Source organism: Variovorax paradoxus (assembly GCF_030815855.1).
Lineage (GTDB): Bacteria > Pseudomonadota > Gammaproteobacteria > Burkholderiales > Burkholderiaceae_C > Variovorax > Variovorax paradoxus_M.
Map to the genome: position 1 here is coordinate 3436314 of NZ_JAUSXG010000001.1, position 18603 is coordinate 3454916.

23 protein-coding genes are annotated in these 18603 nt (G+C 66.3%); 17 read left to right on the forward strand and 6 right to left on the reverse strand.

Going from position 1 to position 18603, the window contains the following annotated elements; all coding sequences use genetic code 11:
• The 9 genes from QFZ42_RS16275 (at position 1) to QFZ42_RS16315 (ending at position 6628) form a co-directional block, all read left to right on the forward strand.
• Positions 1 to 864, forward strand: coding sequence for an aromatic ring-hydroxylating oxygenase subunit alpha (locus QFZ42_RS16275; protein ID WP_307701942.1), 864 nt, complete (start codon positions 1 to 3; stop codon positions 862 to 864).
• Positions 861 to 1499: a glutathione S-transferase family protein gene (locus QFZ42_RS16280; RefSeq protein ID WP_307701943.1), complete on the forward strand. Its 639-nt coding sequence runs from the start codon at positions 861 to 863 to the stop codon at positions 1497 to 1499. Before QFZ42_RS16275 ends, QFZ42_RS16280 begins: the two co-directional genes overlap by 4 nt.
• A gap of 51 nt (positions 1500 to 1550) precedes the next feature.
• Complete coding sequence (locus QFZ42_RS16285) at positions 1551 to 2657, forward strand: S-(hydroxymethyl)glutathione dehydrogenase/class III alcohol dehydrogenase (RefSeq protein WP_307701944.1); 1107 nt, start codon at positions 1551 to 1553, stop codon at positions 2655 to 2657.
• Positions 2658 to 2788: 131 nt separating this feature from the next.
• A complete protein-coding gene (locus QFZ42_RS16290) occupies positions 2789 to 3712 on the forward strand; it encodes an alpha/beta fold hydrolase (RefSeq protein WP_307701945.1) in 924 nt (307 codons plus the stop codon).
• Positions 3709 to 4584, forward strand: coding sequence for an S-formylglutathione hydrolase (gene fghA, locus QFZ42_RS16295; RefSeq protein ID WP_307701946.1), 876 nt, complete (start codon positions 3709 to 3711; stop codon positions 4582 to 4584). Before QFZ42_RS16290 ends, fghA begins: the two co-directional genes overlap by 4 nt.
• Positions 4585 to 4633: 49 nt before the next feature.
• Positions 4634 to 5128, forward strand: a complete 495-nt coding sequence (locus tag QFZ42_RS16300; RefSeq protein WP_307701947.1) for a GNAT family N-acetyltransferase — start codon at positions 4634 to 4636, stop codon at positions 5126 to 5128.
• A 45-nt stretch (positions 5129 to 5173) separates the two neighbouring features.
• Complete coding sequence (locus tag QFZ42_RS16305; RefSeq protein WP_307701948.1) at positions 5174 to 5563, forward strand: VOC family protein; 390 nt, start codon at positions 5174 to 5176, stop codon at positions 5561 to 5563.
• Positions 5564 to 5609: 46 nt separating this feature from the next.
• Positions 5610 to 6023 (forward strand): TfoX/Sxy family protein, encoded by a 414-nt coding sequence (locus QFZ42_RS16310; RefSeq protein WP_307701949.1) that lies wholly within the window; start codon positions 5610 to 5612, stop codon positions 6021 to 6023.
• Positions 6020 to 6628: a 3'-5' exonuclease gene (locus QFZ42_RS16315; protein WP_307701950.1), complete on the forward strand. Its 609-nt coding sequence runs from the start codon at positions 6020 to 6022 to the stop codon at positions 6626 to 6628. Before QFZ42_RS16310 ends, QFZ42_RS16315 begins: the two co-directional genes overlap by 4 nt.
• Position 6629: 1 nt before the next feature.
• On the opposite strand, the gene QFZ42_RS16320 is transcribed toward QFZ42_RS16315, so the two are convergent.
• Both QFZ42_RS16320 and QFZ42_RS16325 read right to left on the reverse strand, forming a co-directional pair.
• Positions 6630 to 7358, reverse strand: a complete 729-nt coding sequence (locus tag QFZ42_RS16320) for an alpha/beta fold hydrolase (protein ID WP_307701951.1) — start codon at positions 7356 to 7358, stop codon at positions 6630 to 6632.
• 104 nt (positions 7359 to 7462) lie between these two features.
• Positions 7463 to 8041 (reverse strand): hypothetical protein, encoded by a 579-nt coding sequence (locus tag QFZ42_RS16325; protein WP_307701952.1) that lies wholly within the window; start codon positions 8039 to 8041, stop codon positions 7463 to 7465.
• A 119-nt stretch (positions 8042 to 8160) separates the two neighbouring features.
• On the opposite strand from QFZ42_RS16325, the gene gnd reads away from it, so the two are divergent.
• Complete coding sequence (gnd, locus tag QFZ42_RS16330) at positions 8161 to 9579, forward strand: decarboxylating NADP(+)-dependent phosphogluconate dehydrogenase (protein WP_307701953.1); 1419 nt, start codon at positions 8161 to 8163, stop codon at positions 9577 to 9579.
• A gap of 2 nt (positions 9580 to 9581) precedes the next feature.
• On the opposite strand, the gene QFZ42_RS16335 is transcribed toward gnd, so the two are convergent.
• Positions 9582 to 10088 carry a gluconokinase gene (locus QFZ42_RS16335; protein ID WP_307701954.1) on the reverse strand — a complete coding sequence of 169 codons (507 nt, stop codon included), beginning with the start codon at positions 10086 to 10088 and terminating at the stop codon, positions 9582 to 9584.
• Positions 10089 to 10200: 112 nt separating this feature from the next.
• Positions 10201 to 11295 (reverse strand): PA0069 family radical SAM protein, encoded by a 1095-nt coding sequence (locus QFZ42_RS16340; protein WP_307701955.1) that lies wholly within the window; start codon positions 11293 to 11295, stop codon positions 10201 to 10203.
• A 117-nt stretch (positions 11296 to 11412) separates the two neighbouring features.
• On the opposite strand from QFZ42_RS16340, the gene QFZ42_RS16345 reads away from it, so the two are divergent.
• From QFZ42_RS16345 to QFZ42_RS16370, 6 genes are read left to right on the forward strand one after another with little or no spacing between them, the layout of a single operon-like run.
• Positions 11413 to 12015: a GbsR/MarR family transcriptional regulator gene (locus tag QFZ42_RS16345; protein ID WP_307701956.1), complete on the forward strand. Its 603-nt coding sequence runs from the start codon at positions 11413 to 11415 to the stop codon at positions 12013 to 12015.
• Between the two features lie 55 nt (positions 12016 to 12070).
• Positions 12071 to 12496, forward strand: a complete 426-nt coding sequence (locus QFZ42_RS16350; protein WP_307701957.1) for a thiol-disulfide oxidoreductase DCC family protein — start codon at positions 12071 to 12073, stop codon at positions 12494 to 12496.
• 18 nt (positions 12497 to 12514) lie between these two features.
• On the forward strand, positions 12515 to 13480 hold the full coding sequence (locus QFZ42_RS16355; RefSeq protein WP_307701958.1) for an SAM-dependent methyltransferase: 966 nt from the start codon (positions 12515 to 12517) through the stop codon (positions 13478 to 13480).
• Between the two features lie 50 nt (positions 13481 to 13530).
• Positions 13531 to 14577, forward strand: a complete 1047-nt coding sequence (locus QFZ42_RS16360) for an SRPBCC domain-containing protein (protein WP_307701959.1) — start codon at positions 13531 to 13533, stop codon at positions 14575 to 14577.
• Positions 14574 to 15194, forward strand: coding sequence for a DUF4166 domain-containing protein (locus QFZ42_RS16365; RefSeq protein WP_307701960.1), 621 nt, complete (start codon positions 14574 to 14576; stop codon positions 15192 to 15194). Before QFZ42_RS16360 ends, QFZ42_RS16365 begins: the two co-directional genes overlap by 4 nt.
• A gap of 6 nt (positions 15195 to 15200) precedes the next feature.
• Positions 15201 to 15548: a DOPA 4,5-dioxygenase family protein gene (locus tag QFZ42_RS16370; protein ID WP_307701961.1), complete on the forward strand. Its 348-nt coding sequence runs from the start codon at positions 15201 to 15203 to the stop codon at positions 15546 to 15548.
• An 18-nt stretch (positions 15549 to 15566) separates the two neighbouring features.
• Here QFZ42_RS16370 and QFZ42_RS16375 read toward each other — a convergent pair whose 3' ends face one another.
• On the reverse strand, positions 15567 to 16223 hold the full coding sequence (locus QFZ42_RS16375; protein WP_307701962.1) for a glutathione S-transferase: 657 nt from the start codon (positions 16221 to 16223) through the stop codon (positions 15567 to 15569).
• Positions 16224 to 16323: 100 nt separating this feature from the next.
• Here QFZ42_RS16375 and QFZ42_RS16380 point away from each other — a divergent pair, with 100 nt between their 5' ends.
• Complete coding sequence (locus QFZ42_RS16380; protein ID WP_307701963.1) at positions 16324 to 17541, forward strand: polyhydroxyalkanoate depolymerase; 1218 nt, start codon at positions 16324 to 16326, stop codon at positions 17539 to 17541.
• Between the two features lie 23 nt (positions 17542 to 17564).
• On the opposite strand, the gene QFZ42_RS16385 is transcribed toward QFZ42_RS16380, so the two are convergent.
• Entirely contained in the window at positions 17565 to 18521 is a 957-nt protein-coding gene (locus QFZ42_RS16385) for a LysR family transcriptional regulator (protein ID WP_307701964.1), read from the reverse strand.
• Between the last annotated feature and the right edge of the window lie 82 nt (positions 18522 to 18603).

Genomic DNA, 18603 nt, shown 5'->3' on the forward strand with positions numbered 1-18603 from the left:
ATGCCCTTCATCACAGACGACCCCAACATGCTCGACGACTGGCTGGTCGTCGGCCCCTCGGCCGCGCTCGCCGGCACCTCCGATGCGCAGCCCCGCACGATGCGCCTGCTCGGCGAAATGCTCCAACTGTGGACCGATGCAACCGGTACGCCGCAGTGCCGGCTTGGCACGCAGGCAGTGCTCATTCAATCGCGCTACGGCTATCTCTGGGTCTGCCCCAGCGGCCATCCGGTACGGCCCTTGTTCGACTTTCCCGAGTACGGCGAACCCGGGCGCCGCATGGTCGACTGCGGCGGCATCGGCGTGGCGGTATCCGGGCTGCGCCTGATCGAGAACTTTCTCGACATGGCGCACTTCCCCTTCGTGCATGCCGGCTTCCTGGGCCAGGTGCCGCATACCGAGGTGGCGAAGTACCAGGTGCAGGTCGATCCGGCCACCCAGGAAATCTGGGCCACCGACTGCCGCTTCTGGCAACCGCGCGCCTCGGCCGCTCACGACAGCGGCAGCGAAGTGGTCTACAAATACCGGGTGATGCAGCCGCTCACGGCCATGCTCTACAAGTCGAGCTCCCGCGCGGGCGAGCTCGATGCCATCGGCCTGTTCCTGCAGCCGCTCGACGACGAGCACGTGATCGCCCACACGCTGCTTGCCTGCTACGACGACACCTCGAGCGACGCCGAGCTCATCGCGTTCCAGCAAACGATCTTCGGACAGGACAAGCCGATTCTCGAGAACCACGCCTTCAAGCGCATGCCGCTCGAAGGCCGCGCCGAAACGCCGACGCGCGGCGACACGACGTCGGTCACCTACCGGCGCTGGCTGCGCGAGCGCGGCATGCGCTTCGGCGTGCGGGAGGCTGCATGATCCGGCTCTACGACTACGCTCTTTCGGGCAACTGCTTCAAGGTGCGGCAGATGCTGGCCTGGCTCGGCGTGGACTACCGGAGCGTGCCGGTCGACTTCCATCCGGGCCGCGAGCACAAGTCGGCCGCGTTCCTCGCGCATGTCAATCCGTTGGGGCAGATCCCGGTGATCGACGACGACGGCTTCGTGCTGCGCGACGCGCAGGCCATCCTCGTCTACCTGGCGAGCAAGCACGACGCGCAGCGCCGCTGGTACCCGGACGACCCGCAGCTTCGCGGCGAGATCGCGGCGTGGTTCGCCGCGGCCGACGAAATCACCCGCACCGCGTCCGCCGCCCGGTTGCACGATGCCTTCGGCTACGAAGATCTCGACATCGAAGTCTGCCGGCGAGGCGCGCATGCGGTCTTTCGTATGCTGGACGACCATCTCGCCGAGCGCGCCTGCGAGGGCCGTCAGTGGCTGGCCGGCCCGAACGCGACCTTGGCCGACCTGGCCTGCTTTCCCTACGTGGCGCTGGCCGGCGAAGGCGGAATTTCGCTGGACGAATACCCCGCGTTGCGAAGCTGGGTCTGGGACTTTCGCCACCTGCCCGGTTTCATCGGAATGTCGGGTATCTTTGCTGCCGGCCCCGCCTGAACGCCGGTCTGGGTATCCTTTGTCCCTTGTCCTCTTTTGCCCTGAAGCCCCATGAAAACCAAAGCTGCCGTCGCCTGGAAATCCGGAGACCCCCTCACCATCGAAACCGTCGACCTCGAGGGCCCGAAGTTCGGCGAGGTGCTGGTCGAGATCAAGGCCACCGGCATCTGCCACACCGACTACTACACGCTCTCGGGCGCCGATCCGGAAGGCATCTTCCCGGCCATCCTCGGCCATGAAGGCGCAGGCATCGTGGTCGACGTGGGCCCCGGCGTCACCACGCTCAAAAAAGGCGATCACGTCATTCCGCTCTACACGCCCGAATGCCGCCAGTGCAAGTTCTGCCTCTCGCGCAAGACCAACCTGTGCCAGCTGATCCGTGGCACGCAGGGCAAGGGCCTGATGCCCGACGCCACCTCGCGCTTCAGCCTGGACGGCAAGCCCATTTTCCACTACATGGGCACGTCGACCTTCAGCAACTACACCGTCGCGCCCGAAATTTCGCTCGCCAAGATCCGCGAAGACGCGCCCTTCGACAAGGTCTGCTACATCGGCTGCGGCGTCACCACCGGCATCGGCGCGGTGCTCTTCACGGCCAAGGTCGAAGCCGGCGCCAACGTGGTGGTGTTCGGCCTCGGCGGCATCGGCCTGAACGTGATCCAGGGCGCCAAGATGGTGGGCGCCGACAAGATCATCGGCGTCGACCTGAATCCCGAGCGCGAAGCCATGGCGCGCAAATTCGGCATGACGCACTTCATCAACCCCAAGAACACCGAGAACGTCGTCGATGCCATCGTTCAGCTGACCGACGGCGGGGCCGACTACAGCTTCGAGTGCATCGGCAACACCAAGGTGATGCGCCAGGCGCTCGAATGCACGCACAAGGGGTGGGGCCGCAGCATCATCATCGGCGTGGCCGAAGCGGGAGCGGAGATCAGCACGCGCCCGTTCCAGCTGGTGACAGGCCGCAAGTGGGAAGGCTCGGCCTTCGGCGGCGCACGCGGCCGCACCGACGTGCCGAAGATCGTCGACTGGTACATGGAAGGCAAGATCAACATCGACGACCTGATCACGCACACCATGCCGCTGGAAGACATCAACAAGGGCTTCGACCTGATGAAGCGCGGCGAGTCCATTCGCGGCGTGGTTCTTTACTAACCCCCAGTCTTCGCGCACTTCGTGTCGCGCGCGCCTTCCCCCTTTCAGGGGGCAACACCAGCGGCCCGGCAAAGCCGGTTCCGCGGTGTTTCTGGAATAACTCTCACATGCTCTGCGGAGGTGAGTCGACGATGGAAACAATGGAGCCCTTGCGCAAGATCGAGGCCGGCGTTCTCGATGTCGCGTACTTCGAAACGAGCCCGGCCGGCGGCCCACCCGTGCTGCTGATGCACGGCTTTCCGTACGACATCCACACCTACGCCGAAGTGGCACCGATGCTCGCGGCGCAAGGCTGCCGCGTGATCGTTCCGTACATGCGCGGCTACGGCGCCACGCGCTTCCTGAGCGACGCCACGCCGCGCTCGGGCGAACAAGCCGCGTTCGGCGCCGACCTGCTCGCGCTGCTCGACGCACTGAAGATCGAACGCGCGGTGCTGGCCGGCTACGACTGGGGCGGCCGCGCCGCCTGCGTGGTGGCGGCGCTCTGGCCCGAGCGCTGCGCGGGGCTGGTCTCATTCAACAGCTACAACATCCAGAACATCGCGAAGGCGATGGAGCCCGACACGCCCGCGAACGAGCACAGCCTCTGGTACCAGTATTACTTTCACAGCGAGCGCGGCCGCGCCGGCCTCGCGAGGGACCGCAAGGCACTCACGAAGTTGCTGTGGAAGCTGTGGTCACCGACCTGGAAGTTCGACGACGCCACCTTCGAGCGCAGCGCCACGGCCTTCGACAACCCCGACTTCGTCGAGGTGGTGATCCATTCGTACCGCCACCGCTTCGGCCTCGTTGCGGGCGACCCGGCGTATGCCGAGATCGAACGCCGCCTGGCCGCGCAACCTGCGATTGACGTGCCCGCCATCACCTTCGACGGCATCGACGACGGCGTGCGCCCGCCCGCCGAGGCCGCGGCCCATGCACACGGCTTCAGCGGACCGCGTTCGCACCGGCTGGTGCCCGGCACGGGCCACAACATGCCGCAGGAAGCGCCGCGCATCTTTGCCGACGCGGTGCTCGAACTCGTGCCCGCACTACACAACACCAACGCCCGATGACCGACCTCTTCAAGACCCTTTCCGAGCACCATGTCTTCGGCGGCGTGCAAAGCTTCCACGAGCACGCCTCGCACGAGATCGGCCTGCCGATGCGCTTCTCGGTCTACCTGCCGCCGCAGGCCGCGCACGAGCGCGTGCCGGCCTTGCTCTACCTTGCAGGGCTGACCTGCAACGAGGAAACTTTCGCAGTGAAGGCCGGCGCCCAGCGCATGGCGGCCAGCCTGGGTCTCGCGCTGATTGCGCCCGACACCAGCCCGCGCGGGAGCACTGTCGAAGGCCTGCCCGGCGCCACGGCCAACTGGGATTTCGGCATCGGCGCGGGGTTTTACCTCGATGCCACCGAAGCGCCCTGGTCGGCCCACTGGCGCATGGAAAGCTGGATCGTGCACGAGCTGCTGCCCTTCGTGGCGAAGCACTTCGCCGTCGACGACCAGCGCCTGGGCATCTTCGGCCATTCGATGGGCGGCCATGGTGCGCTCACGCTCGCGATGCGGCACCCGGGGCGCTTCAAGTCGCTGTCGGCATTCGCACCGATCTGTGCGCCCACGCAATGCCCGTGGGGCGAAAAGGCATTCAGCGGCTACCTGGGAGAACCCGGCGGCGACCGCGCGCCATGGCTTGCACACGACGCCAGCGCACTCATGAAATCGCAGACTGCCGCGCCCTACCCGCAAGGCATATTGATCGACCAGGGGCTGGCCGACAAATTCCTTGCCGAGCAGCTGTACCCGGAGGCCTTCGAGGCCGCCTGCTCTGCCGCCGGCCAGCCGCTCACGCTGCGACGCCACGCGGGCTACGACCACGGCTACTACTTCATCCAGACCTTCATGGCGGACCACATCGCGCACCACGCGCAAACCCTGCGCGGCTGAGCGGCAGGTTTTATCGACCGCGGCGGACGGGCGCCGTATCATGGGGCTCATGTCCGCAGCACAGATTCCTGCCTTTCAATTGCGCTCCCGCGACGGTGCCGCCGAAGAGAGCCTGGTGCTGGCCGGCATCTGGCGCCGGGCCTGGATCGCGGCCAACCGCAGAGCCACCCTCATCGAGCCGATCACGCACTGGCTGCGACGCGTGCAAACCGAATTCGTGCCCCCCGCCGACGTGGTGCTGGCCGAGCGCGAAGGCCAGGTGCTGGCCTTCATGGTGCTGCTGGCGCGGCGCGAATATGTGGCGCAGCTGTTTGTCGAGCCGCATCTGCGCAACCAGGGCCTCGGGCAGGCGCTGCTCGACGAAGCCAGCCTTCGCATGCCGCACGGCTGGAAGCTCCACGTGGCCATCAACAACACCGCTGCACAGCGCTTCTACGAGCGCTACGGCCTGGTGCGCGGGGCGGTCGACCGGCATCCGTCGAGCGGACGCGAGCGGGTCGCCTACCATTGGTATCCCACGAGCCCTTCACGAAAGCCGCGGTAGGCGCGGCGGTTGGCAGAGCGCTCTCCTTTCCCGTTTTTCTTTCCCATGCGCATCGATCACATTGCTCTCTGGACCACCGATCTCGAACGCTGCAAGCGCTTCTACGCCGACTACTTCGGTGCCACGCCCGGCGCCGGCTATGTCAACCCGGCCAAGGGTTTCGCCTCCTGCTTCCTGAGCCTGGGCGACGGCGCCCGCATCGAGGCCATGACCACCAGCACCCTGTCGCCCGTGACCGCCGAGCCCGGCGCGCAGCGCATGGGCTGGACGCATCTGGCCATCAGCGTAGGTTCCGACACGGCCGTGGACGAGCTCACGCAGCGCCTGAAGGCCGACGGCTACCCGCTGCTCGACGGGCCGCGCCGCACCGGCGACGGCTATTACGAGAGCGTTGTGCTCGACCCGGACGGCAACCGTATCGAGATCACCGCATGAGGCACAGCGCCGAAGGTGCACCTATGATCCGCAAGGCGGCCGCCCGATGAGTGAATTCGTCCAGAGCCTGCACGAGATCTTCGAGCGCCTCGGCCGCATCGAGACGCGCCGCATGTTCGGCGGCCATGGCGTGTGGCACGAGGGGCGGATGATCGCGTTCGTTACCAAGGACACGCTCTACCTCAAGTCCGATGCCGGCAGTGCCGAACATTTCGACAAGCTGAACCTGCCGCCGTTCACCTACGAACGCAACGGCAAGACGATGCCGATGTCGTACCGGCAAGCGCCCGCCGATCTTTTCGAAGACCGCGAGGAAGCCGCACTCTGGGGACGCCGCGCCTACGAAGCCGCGTTGCGCTCGGGCCAGCCGCCGAAGAAGAAAAAAGCCGCAGCCGCAGCCACGAAGACAACCGCAAAGAAAGCCCCCGTGAAGAAGAAAAAGAAAGCAGCCTCCTCGTGAGCGACGACACCATCGCGTTGCCACCGCTGCCCGAACGCGAGCAGATCGCCTTGCTCGAAGCCTTCGAGGGCCTGGGCCTCCAGGACATCGTGGTCGTCACCACGCTGCAAGACGCCGAGCACGCCGCCGCCACACTGCTGGCCGCCGGTGTCGCGGGCTTCGACACCGAATCCAAGCCCACGTTCGCAAAGAACGAAGTGTCGGGGGGCCCGCACGTGGTGCAGTTCTCCACGCGCGAGAAGGCCTGGCTGTTCCAGCTGCACCGCACCGAATGCAACCCGGTCGTGGCGGCGCTGATCGCATCGACCGAACTCCGGAAAGTCGGCTTCGGCCTTTCGACCGATCTCACATTGATACGCAACCGCCTCAACATCGAGCCGAAGGCGGTGTTCGACATCGACACCGAGTTCCGCCGCCGCGGCTACCGCAAGTCGGTCGGCGTGAAGACGGCCGTGGCGCTGGTGTTCAACCGGCGCTTCGTCAAGTCGCGCAAGGCGACCACGTCGAACTGGGCGAACAGGCAGTTGACCGAAGCGCAGATCCGCTATGCGGCCAACGACGCCTATGCGTCCATCCGCGTGTTCGACGCGCTCTTCGGCGGCTGAACTAATCCCGCCCCGCTTCGAGGATCGCCTGCGCCAGGCGCCCCGGGTTCGAGAAGAACATCTCGTGGCTGCCGGGGCACTCCACCAGCCTGAAAAGGCCGAGCCGCTCCGACAGGCGCGGATGCCACGGCAAGCTGTGCGGCATGGCCGTGTCCTGCTGGCAGTTGACGTAGGACTTGCCGAGCTGCAGCGCCGCCAAGGGCTCGCGCAGCCGGATCTTGTCGGTGAAGGTGCGGTAGGGCTGCGGGTTCAACAGCTCGTAGCTCGCCTGCGCGAGCGCCAGGTCGGCATCGTTGATGAAGGCCTCGCGCCAGACTTCGAACGGCAGGCTCACCGCGTTGCCGTTGGCCCCGGCAACGGCGTCGAACATCGCGACGTACTGCGGCGGCACCATGTCGTTGAGCGACTCGCCATCGAGCGGCACGAACGCGTTGACGTAGACCAGTCGCTTGAGCCGGTGCGCAATGCGGTCCGCCACGCCCGAGATCACCATGCCGCCGTAGCTGTGGCCCGCGAGGCGAACCTCGGTCAGATCTTTCTCCTCGATGAAGCGCACGGCCGAATCGATCGCATCGGCAAGGCCGACGCGCGAGCGGTCGTCACCGGCTCGGTTGCCCACGAGCGTGGGGCAATGCACCGCGTGGCCGGCTTCGCGCAGCACGCCGGCCACGTCTTCCATCTCGGCGCCGGTGTGCCATGCGCCGTGTACGAGAACATAGGTGTCGGCCATGCGTGTCTCCTTCGTTGTTGAATGGAGACCACTTTAGTCAACATGAGGCGGCGCGAATGGCCGCTGGCTGCCAGGCGGATGGCCGAATGGCGCCTGCTTCGTCGTCAGCGCTGGCGCCGCAAGGCGCCCGGCGTCGCACCGAGATGCCGGCGGCACTGCCGAACGAAGTGCGACGCATCGGCAAGCCGACGCGGAAACCGATTTCCGCGATGCTCAGCCGGTCGAAACGCGCGTCGCCGAGCATGCGCCGCGCAACCTGCATGCGAAAGCCGCTCAGGGCGGCGGCGAAGGTGATCGCTCCTTCGCTCAGGCTGCGATACAGGCTGCGCTCCGATATGCCCAGCTCGCCTGCCGCCTCGAGTCGACCAGCACCGCGTCGCCCGGGAGCATGCGTGTCGAGCGGCCGTCCTGCGCGGCAGGTAGTAGTAGTAGTTGCTGCGGCTGTGTGCAATCGCCCGATTCGTGCGGTACACGTCCTGCGCGGTGCCGCGGACCCGGTTCACGCCAATGGCGCCGAGCGGCGCGGACTCCAGCGTGGCGCCGAAGCTGCCGGCAAAGGAACTGGTCACGTCCATCTCGAGGAAGCCTTCGCACACCGCGCCGATCCAGTAGTCGAGCCGCTGCGAAGGCGGCACGGCATCGGTGGACCAGGTATGGATTGCGGCGGAGGCGTTTCCGTTCATCGCGCCAACATACCCAAGCCGCGCGCGCTTGCCAAGCGGGTATTGCCCGCCTCCGAAGGCAGCCCCGCGGCACCCCCGGCACAATGCCGCTCACATCCATCGCACAGGAAAGAAGGGCCATGAGCAACAAAAGCGATTTCGGTTTGATCGGCCTGGCCGTGATGGGCCAGAACCTGGTGCTGAACGTGGAAAGCCGCGGCTTCCAGGTCAGCGTCTACAACCGCACCGAAGCCACCACCGAGGCGTTCGTGGCAGCCAACCCGGGCAAGAAGCTGGTCGGCGCGAAGACGCTCGAGGAATTCGTCCAAAGCCTCGCCAGGCCCCGCAAGATCCAGATCATGGTGAAGGCCGGCGCACCGGTCGACCAGGTCATCGATCAGCTCATTCCGCTGCTCGACAAGGACGACATCGTGATCGACGGCGGCAACAGCCTCTACACCGACACCGAGCGCCGCGATGCGTATCTGTCGGGCAAGGGCCTGCGCTTCATCGGCGCGGGCGTGTCGGGCGGCGAGGAAGGCGCGCGCAAGGGTCCGTCGATCATGCCGGGTGGGCCGCTTTCCACCTGGGAAGTGATGAAGCCGATCTTCGAGAGCATCGCCGCAAAGGTGGACGGCGAGCCCTGCGTGATTCACATCGGACCGGGCGGCGCGGGCCACTACGTGAAGATGGTGCACAACGGCATCGAATACGGAGACATGCAGCTGATCTGCGAGGCCTACAGCCTGTTCAAGGCAGCCGGCTTCAGCACCGACGAGATGGCGGCGGTCTTCAACGAATGGAACGAAGGCGAACTGCAGAGCTACCTGATCCAGATCACCGCCAAAGCGCTCGAGCAGAAAGACCCGGAAACCGGCCAGCCGATCGTCGAGCTCATTCTCGACAAGGCCGGTCAGAAGGGCACGGGCCAGTGGACGCTCGTCAACGCGGCCGAGAACGCGGTGGTCATCAGCACCATCAACGCCGCAGTCGAGGCGCGCGTGCTGTCGTCGCAAAAGAAGCAGCGCGTGGCGGCCAGCAAAGTGCTGCAAGGGCCGAAGGTCGAACTCTCGCTCGACAAGAAGGCGCTGGTGGCCAAGGTGCACGACGCGCTCTATGCCTCGAAGGTGATCAGCTACACGCAGGGCTTCGACCTCATCAAGACCATGGGCGAAAAGAAGGAGTGGAAGCTCGATCTCGGCCGCATCGCGGCGATATGGCGCGGCGGCTGCATCATCCGCGCGCGCTTCCTGAACCACATCACCGAGGCCTACCGCACCAATGCTGCCTTGGGCAACCTGATGCTCGACCCCTTTTTCAAGGACCTGCTCAACCGCACCCAGCAGAACTGGCGCGAGGTGGTGGCGCTCGCGGTGGGCAACGGCATTCCGGTGCCGGCGTTCAGCGCATCGCTGGCCTACTACGACAGCTACCGCACCGAGCGCCTATCGGCGAACCTGCTGCAGGCACAGCGCGACTTCTTCGGCGCGCACACCTACGAGCGCATCGACAAGCCCGAAGGCCAGTTCTTCCACACCAACTGGCCCGAAGTGATCTGAGCCTAGCGGCTGGCGGCCGCGATTTCGCGTTGGACCTTCGCCACCAGCTCGATCAGCGGTGCGGTCGCGTCGACGGCCACCACCCCGGGCTCGCCCACCGGTGACTCGAGCGTGGCGAACTGGTTGGCAACCAGGCTGGCCGGAAACATGTGCTCGCCCGCGCGCGCAGCCACGCGCCGCTCGGACTCGTCGCGCTCGATGGCCATGAACACGAAACGCAGGCCAGGCACGGCCGCACGCAGTTGGTCGCGGTAAGCCAGCTTCAGCGCCGAGCATGTCAGCACCGCGCCTTGCGGTTCAGCGGCAAGCGCGCGCCCCAGCGTGGCAAGCCAGCCGGTGCGGTCGGCATCGGTCAGCGGAATGCCGTGGCGCATTTTTTCGACGTTCGCCGCCGGGTGGTGGTCGTCCCCCTCGATCAGCGGCAGCGCGAAGGCTGTGGCAAGCGCCGCGCCCAGGCTCGATTTGCCGCAGCCTGAAACTCCCATTACCACCAGCCATATCCCGTTCATGCGTACCTTTGCAGCCATGCCGGACGGCCGCTGCCGCCCGGGGGTTTGAATCTAACGCGTATTTGAAACGAATTCGACCCGCCCGCCGCCCGCCTCCGCACACGAACAGTCTTCAGAAAAGACTCCCTTGCCCCGCCGCGCCGGGCGGCCGGAAAGCGCCAAGGTCGAGCGGAATGCGCTCGCGGTTGAAGCCGATGCGGTTGGCCGCCTTCTCGAAGCGCTGGCGGATGAGGTCGGCCCAGAGGCCGGTGCCTTTCATGCGCGTGGCGAAGTCGGCGTCGTAGTCCTTGCCGCCGCGCATTTCGTGGATGCGCGCCATGATGCGGTCGGCGCGCTGTGGGTAGTGCAGCTGCAGCCATTCCTTGAACAGCGGCGCCACCTCCCACGGCAGCCGTATCACCGTGTAGAAGGCGCTTCGCGCGCCGGCCTCCCACGCCGCTTCGAGCACCTGCTCCATGTCTTCGTTGACGAACGGAATCTGCGGCGCCACGCTCACGCCCACCGGCACGCCCGCCTCGGCCAGGGTACGAATGGTGCGCAGCCGTCGATGCGGCGCGGCCGCACGCGGCTCGAGCTTGCGGGCCAGTTCTCCGTCGAGCGTGGTCACGGTGACGTACACCGCGGCCAGGTGCTCGGCGGCCATGGGCGCGATCAGGTCCAGGTCGTGCTCGACGGCACTTGACTTCGTCACCAGCGCAAACGGATGCCGCGTCTCCTTCAGCAGCTCGATGATCGAACGGGTCAGCCGCAGTTCCCGCTCGATGGGCTGGTAGCAGTCGGTGGCCGTGCCGATGGCGATGTGGCTGGGCTTGTAGCCCTTGCGCCCAAGTTCGTTGCGCAGCACCTCGACGATGTTGCGCTTGGCAATCAGCTTGGTTTCGAAGTCGAGCCCCGGCGAGAGGTTGAGATAACTGTGGGTGGGCCGCGCAAAGCAATAGATGCAGCCGTGCTCGCAGCCGCGGTAGGGGTTCAGCGAACGGTCGAACGACACGTCGGGCGAGTCGTTTTCGTTGAGCACCGATTTCACGTCTTCGAAGCGCACTTCGGTGGCGAGCGGCGGCAGGTCTTCGGCTTCGGCCGCGCCCTCTTCGAGCGTGCCCCAGCCGTCGTCGAAGGCATTGCGCTCGTCGCGCGAAAAGCGGTGCGCCAGACGCGTGGCCGCACCGCGGCCCTTGATGGCATGAATGGGGATATGGGCAGCCGGCATGGCAGATTCTTTCTCGTTGAGTACTGTTTATTTGTACAGTATCCAATCCAGGCAAACCAGCAAACTAATTTTTATTTCTCTATTGACAGAAATTTCTAAAATCCTAGACTGCGAGGCATGGAACTCACCGACATCCAACGCAAGTTCGTCCTCCACTGGGGCGAAATGGGCTCCATGTGGGGCGTGAACCGCACGGTGTCGCAAATCCACGCGCTGCTGTTCGCGCACGGCAAGCCGATGCATGCCGAAGAGCTCTCCGACACCTTGGGCGTGGCCCGCTCCAACGTGAGCAACAGCCTGAAGGAACTGCAGGCCTGGAACCTCGTGCGCGTAACGCACATCCTCGGCGACCGCCGCGACTATTTCGAAACCAGCGTCGATGTGTGGGAGCTGTTCCGCACCGTGGTGCGCGAGCGCAAGGAACGAGAGTTCGACCCCACCATTCGCGTGCTGCGCGAACTCGTCGCCAGCCCCGACTTCCAGAAGGAGCCCGCCGACGCGCAAGACCGCATCCGCTCCACCATGGAGCTGATGAGCAAACTCGCCACCTGGGCCGACGAAATGCTGCGGCTCTCGCCCGGCACGCTCGACAAGGTGCTCACGCTCGGTGCCAGCGTGCAGAAGTTCGTGCGGGGCGATGCGGCTCCTGCAGCCTCTGCCTCGCCCAGGAAGAACGACGACGACCCGGATGCCCACCATGCCAGCCTGCCGATGATCTGAGCTTCTCTTTTTTTGCCTATTCATTTCTGTTTTGACAGAAATAACGAAACAAACCATGCGCCCTGCTGTCACCTATCCCCTCACGGTCTATTACGACGCCACCTGCGACCTCTGCACGGCCGAGATGAATGGGATGAAGGCGCGCGATTCCGCCGGGCGCCTGAACCTCGTCGACTGCTCCCCTGCCGGATTCAACGCCGGGCCTGGACCGCGCGAAGCGCTGATGACAGCGATTCACGCCGTCGACGCCAGTGGAGAGGTGTTCACGGGCGTCCCTGCCATCCGGGCCTGCCGCGACGCCGTCGGGCTGCCGAGCGGCAGCTTTCTGCTCGATCTGCCGCTCGTCGCGCCGCTGGCCGACCGCGCCTATGCGCTGCTGGCGCGCAACCGCTATCGGCTGCCGCGCTGGCTGGTCATCCTTCTTGCCGGAAAGGCGGCGCGCTCGTCCGCCACCTGCGCCGGTGGCAATTGCCGGATCTGAATAAAAAAGGAGCTTCTCGTGCCCAACGTTTTCCAGCCCGATTTCCGCGCGCCGCAGGCGCTTGCCCCGTCCGAAGCACCGCTGTCCAACCCCGCCATCACCACGGCCGAGACGCGCGACTATTTCACCGAGGTGGCCGACGACTACCGCGCATGGAGCCCCAGCTACAACATGCACTTCGGTTTCTGGCGGCTCGGGCTCAATCCGCTGCGGCGCGAAGGCATGCTGGTGGAGATGAATCGCGCGGTCGGCCGTGCATTGAAGCTCGATGAACCCGACACCATCGCGCCGAAGCATGCGGCCGCACGCCGCCGCTGCGTGATCGACCTCGGCTGCGGCGCCGGCGCCACGGCGCGCACGCTGGTGAGCGAAGACCCATCGCTGTATGCCGTCACCGTCACCAACGTGGCCGTGCAGAACAGCATCTCGGCCCGGCTCGATGCCCGTGCTGGCGTGGCCGATCGCATGGCGCACATTGAGGCGGACTACACGCGCACCGGCCTGCCCGCCGCGCAGGCCGACGGCGCCTGGGCGGTGGAAAGCGCCTGCTATGCGAGCGGCACGGCAAAGGCCGACTTCGTACGCGAGGCGGCACGCCTGCTGAAGCCCGGCGCGCGGCTCGCGGTGGTCGATGGCTTTCTGCTGCGGCGCCAGCCCGGCCGCGTCGCGGGGTGGTTGCACCGCCTCTGGGCCGACAGCTGGGCCGTGCCCACGCTGGCCGTGCAGGACGACTTCGTGGCCGCGCTGCGCGACAACGGCTTCGACGACATCGAAGTGCAATCGCTGCGCTGGCGCGTGGCACCCAGCGCGCTGCACATCCCGGCGCTGGCCACGCGCTTTGCGCTGGCCGAGCTCTGGAAGGCGCGCGGCAAGCTCAGCCCCTGGCGCCGCAAGCACATCGTGGCCAGCTATTGCGCCCTGGTGCTGGGCCTTTTCTGGCGCGACTTCGACTACTGCATGGTCACCGCCAGGCGCAGCGGCTGAAAACCGCCAAAACGACAAGACAGCAAACACAACGAGGAGAAGGAACCTTCATGAGCACCGAACCCGAAGAAACCGCACCGCGCGAGTTGCCACCCGCCGCGGCCGGCACCGCGGAAATGCACGACGCACCCAGGCGCCGCATGCCCTTTGCATGGTTCTGGCCGCTGCTGGTGGGCGCCGCGGCCGCTTTCGTGCTGCGCATTGCCTTCAGCGGATTGCCGGGGCAACGCTTCTCGGCCATGCTGGGCTCCTTCATCTACCTTGCTCCCGCGGTGTGCGGTGCCGTTACGGTCTACATGGCCGAGCGCATCGAGCGGCGCAGCTGGGGCTACTACATCTGGGCACCGTGGGTTGCCACCGCGCTGTTCGTGGTCGGCACGCTGCTGGTCTTCATCGAGGGAATGATCTGCGCCATCGTGATCGTTCCGCTGTTCGCCATCATGGGCAGCGTCGGCGGGCTCGTCATGGGGCTGGTCTGCCGCGTGACCCGGTGGCCGAAGCCCGCGCTGTACAGCTTTGCGGTGCTGCCGCTCATGCTGGGCGCCATCGAACCGCAGCTGCCCAACCCGGAGCAGATTTCAAACACGTCGCGCACGCTCTTCATCGCGGCACCCGCCGAGCGGGTGTGGCATGAACTCAACGATGCACGCAACATCCAGCCGAGCGAAGTCGGCGATGCCTGGGCCTACCGCATCGGCGTGCCGATGCCGGTGGGAGCCGTGACCGAAGAAACGCCCGAAGGCCGCGTGCGCAAGGTGCAGTGGCAGAAGAACGTGCACTTCGACGAAGTCGTCACCGACTGGCAGCCGCTGCAGCGCGTGCAATGGCGCTACCGCTTCTCGCCGGACTCTTTTCCGGCCGGAGCCCTGGACGACCATGTGCTCATCGGCGGCCACTATTTCGACCTGCGCGACTCGGCCTACACGCTCACGCCGCGCGACGGCGGCACGGAGCTTCGCATCGACGTGTCATGGCGCGTGAGCACGCGCTTCAACTGGTACGCCGACCGCGTGGCACAGCTTCTCCTCGGAGATTTTTCCGAGCACATCCTGCGCTTCTACAAAGTGCGCAGCGAAGCCGCCGCGGCGGCCGCATGAACGACACACGGCCCGTCTTCCAGCAAGTGCTCGGCCCCGGCTGGGCACAGCTGGGCGACGTGATCCGCCGGCACTACACGATGGCGCCGTTCTCCAACGCCCACGTGTGCGTGCGCGGCACGATGGACGAGGTGCACCACGCACCGTGGGCGCGCATGCTGATGCCCTTCGGCCGCCTGTTCGGCGCGCTCGTTCCCTACACCGGCACCGGCGTGCCGATCGAAGTGCACTACCGCTGCCGACCGAACGACGCCCTCCTGTACTGGGACCGCGTCTTCCGTTTCGAAGCCCGGGCGCCGTTTCACTTTCGCTCGCACATGGCGCATGTGGCGGAGCGCGGCAACGAGGTGATCGAATACGTGCGCTTCGGCATCGGCATGCGCTTGGCCGTGAGCGCGGAAGATGGCGCGCTGGTGTTTCGCGACAAAGGCTACATCTGGCGCCTTGGCAGGCTGCGCTTGCCGCTGCCGCTGGGCTTGCTGGTGGGCACGGCCTATGTCGAGGAGCGGCCCGATCCGGCCGATGCCGACGGCTTCACCATGAAGATGGTGCTGCGCCACCGCTGGTTCGGCGACGTGTTCCGCTACAGCGGGCGCTTCCGGTTAGGGCCACAATGAGCCGATATGCCGCGCCGCCCTGAAAACCTCTATCCGCAATACCACGCCCATGTCTACTTCGGCCCCGACACGGTGGCGCAGGCAAGGCAGCTGTGCGAGAGCGCGGGCCGCGAGCTGATGGTGGTGGTGGGCCGGGTGCACGAGCGGCTGGTCGGCCCGCATCCGCACTGGAGCTGCCAGCTGGCGTTCGATGCGGCCGAGTTCGACCAAGTCATCGAATGGCTGGAGGCCCATCGCGACGGACTCGACATTTTTGTACACGGCGTGACGGGCGACGACCTGGCCGACCACACGGCGCATGCCATGTGGCTGGGGGAAGAAAGCGCGCTCGACCTGCGGATGTTCCGGCACTAGCCGCAACGCCGCAACCGGTCAGAACTCCGCGTCCAGTTCGTCGATTTCCTCGGGCTCCTGCTTTGCGGCGGTCACCCACTCCTGCATGGCGGGCAGCTCCATCACGCGCTTGCAGTACGAGACGCAAACAGTGTCGAGCGGCACGTCGTAGCTCAGGAACCGCGTGACCACCGGCGCGTACATGGCATCGGCCATGCCTGGCTGCTTGCCGAACAGGAAGGGGCCGCCGTAGCTCTTCAGGCATTCGCGCCAGATGGCGACGATGCAGTCGATGTCGGCTTGCGCGCGGGACCAGATCTTGAAGCCCGGAAAGCGGGCCTTGATGTTCATGGGCAACGCCCCGCGCATCGAAGCGAAGCCGGAATGCATTTCGCCGCAGATCGCGCGGCAATGCGCGCGGGCCTGGATGTCGGCCGGCAGCAGCCCGGCCTTGGGCTTGATCTCGTTCAGGTATTCGCCGATGGCCAGCGTGTCCCACACCTTGACGCCGCCGTGCTGCAGCGAGGGCACCAGCATCGACGACGAGAGCAGCAGCATCTCGGCCTTCATGGCCGGGTCGTCGGGCGGAATGATCTTCTCGCTGAAGTCGAGTCCGGCCAGCCTGCACATCAGCCAACCCCGCAGCGCCCAGGCGCCGTAGTTCCTGCTGCTGATGGTGAGAACGGGTTTGGCCATCGTGGGTCTCCTTGGCGGGTTGCCTTGCTGCCGGGTTGGCTCCCATGGCCGTGCAAGGCCTGTGCCACCGCTTGGCCCGCAACTTGCCTGTACGGCTCATATGCTGTACCGGGCCTACCAGAACCAAGCCGACCTGCTCTCGCCCTCCCGGCTCGCAGCCCAGTACCTCGGCAGCGCCTTCTGGAAGGACGGCACCGAACGCACCATGCTGCGGCGCATGGCGGCCCAGTTCGAGGTGTTCTCGCGCCTGCGGCTGACCCATTCGCGGCCCGACTACGGCATTGCCAGCGTCCCCGTCGACGGTGCGGAAACGGCCGTGCACGAAGAGAAAACACTGGTTTCGCCCTTCGGCACCCTGCTGCATTTCCGCAAGGACACCCGGGCCACGCACCCTCCCGTGTTGCTGGTCGCACCACTGTCGGGCCATTTCGCGACGCTGCTGCGCGAAACCGTGCGCACCCTGCTGCGCGACCACGACGTGTATCTGACCGATTGGCACAACGCGCGCGACGTGCCGCTGTGGCATGGCGGCTTCAGCCTCGACGACTACACGCTGCAGCTCATCCAGTTCCTCGAAGCCATCGGCCCAGGCGTGCACATGGTCGCGGTCTGCCAGCCCTGCGTGGCGGCGCTGGCCGCCACCGCACTGATGGCCGAAGACGACAGCCCCGCCACGCCGCGCAGCCTCACGCTCATGGCCGGCCCTGTCGACTGCCGCATCAACCCCACCGGTGTGAACAAGCTCGCCACCAGCAAGCCCATCGAATGGTTCCGCCGCAATCTCATCAGCCACGTGCCGTGGCCGCATGCCGGCATGATGCGGCGCGTGTACCCCGGCTTCCTGCAGCTTTCGGCCTTCATGAGCATGAACCCCGAACGCCACAAGAAGCAGTTCCAGGACATGGTGCATCACCTGGTCGAGGGCGAGGTCGAAAAGGCGCGCACCATCGGCGCCTTCTACGACGAGTACCTGGCGGTGAACGACCTGCCGGCCGAGTTCTACCTGGAGACGGTGGAGCGCGTGTTCCAGACCTACGACCTGCCGCGCGGCGTGCTCACCGTGGGCGACCGCACCGTGAACCCGGCGGCCATCCGCCGCACCGCGCTGCTCACCGTGGAGGGCGAGCGCGACGACATCTGCGCCGTTGGCCAGACAGTGGCGGCGCAAGACCTGTGCACCGGCATCCGGCCGTATCTCAAGTCCCATCACCTGCAGGCCGGCGTGGGGCACTACGGCGTTTTCAGCGGCAGCAAGTGGAACGCGCAGATCTACCCGCGCGTGCGCGAAACCATTCACGCGGCCGCCGAGCTGCACTGACCGCAGCGCCTGCGCGCCCGGCTTCAGCGCCGGCCGCGCCGCTCCTTCGATGCCACGCGCCGTACCGTCGCTTCTCCGGCCTGCGGCAGCCGCTCGCGCAGGAACGCGATCAGCTCCTGCGCCGCCACGTTGCGCATCGGGCCCGGCAGGTACGCCAGCACAACGCGGCGCTCGATGCGCGGCTTCAGCAGCGGCAGCACCACCAGTTCGGGATCGCGCAGCGACGAGGTGTAGAGCCGCGGCATCAGCCCCAGGGCCTGCCCGCTGCGCACCAGGGCGTAGAGCGTTTCGGAATAGCTCACGCGGTAGGGTTCGGGTCCCTGTTCGAACTGCGCCCGTGCGGGGTTGCCGAGCGCCGGCATGCTGCCGCTCTCGAACAGCACCAGCCGCTCCTTGCCGATGGCCTCCCAACTCGCGTCCGCCGCTGCGGCCAATGCATGGTCGCGCCGCACCACCAGCACCAGCGGATCGCGGAACAGGTCGACGCAGGCCAAGCCGCCGGGCGGCTCCGTGATGGCGGCCACCGCCATGTCGAGTTGGCCGCTGCGCAGTTCGGACAGCAGCTCGGTCGAAGGCGCATCGCGCCAGGCGATCTCGATTTCGCGCTGCCCGCCTTGCAGGAATTCGCTCGCCGCCGCCGTCACGCGCGCGCTGGCCGACGGAATCACGCCCACGCGCACGAAGGCCCGGCCGCGCTGCACCGTGCTTTCGATGTCGCGCAGCGCCACGTCGAAGGCGTTGACCAGGAAATCGGTGCGCGCCAGCACCTCGGCGCCCACGGGCGTGAGCTCCAGGCGGTGGGTGGAACGGGTCAGCAACTCGGTGCCGAGCAGTTTCTCCATCTGCTTGACGGCGTTGCTCAGCGCCGGCTGCGTAATGGCCAACCGGCGCGCGGCGCGGCCGAAGTGCCCCTCTTCCACCAGCACCGAGAAGAACTGAAGCTGGCGCAGCGTGAGCGCGCGAAGCGGCGAAGAGGCCATGGCGTCCTGGTTATCGATTCGATGAATCAAATTATAGAAATTCAAAATTTTGCTTATGGCACTCCACTCCCTAGACTGATCG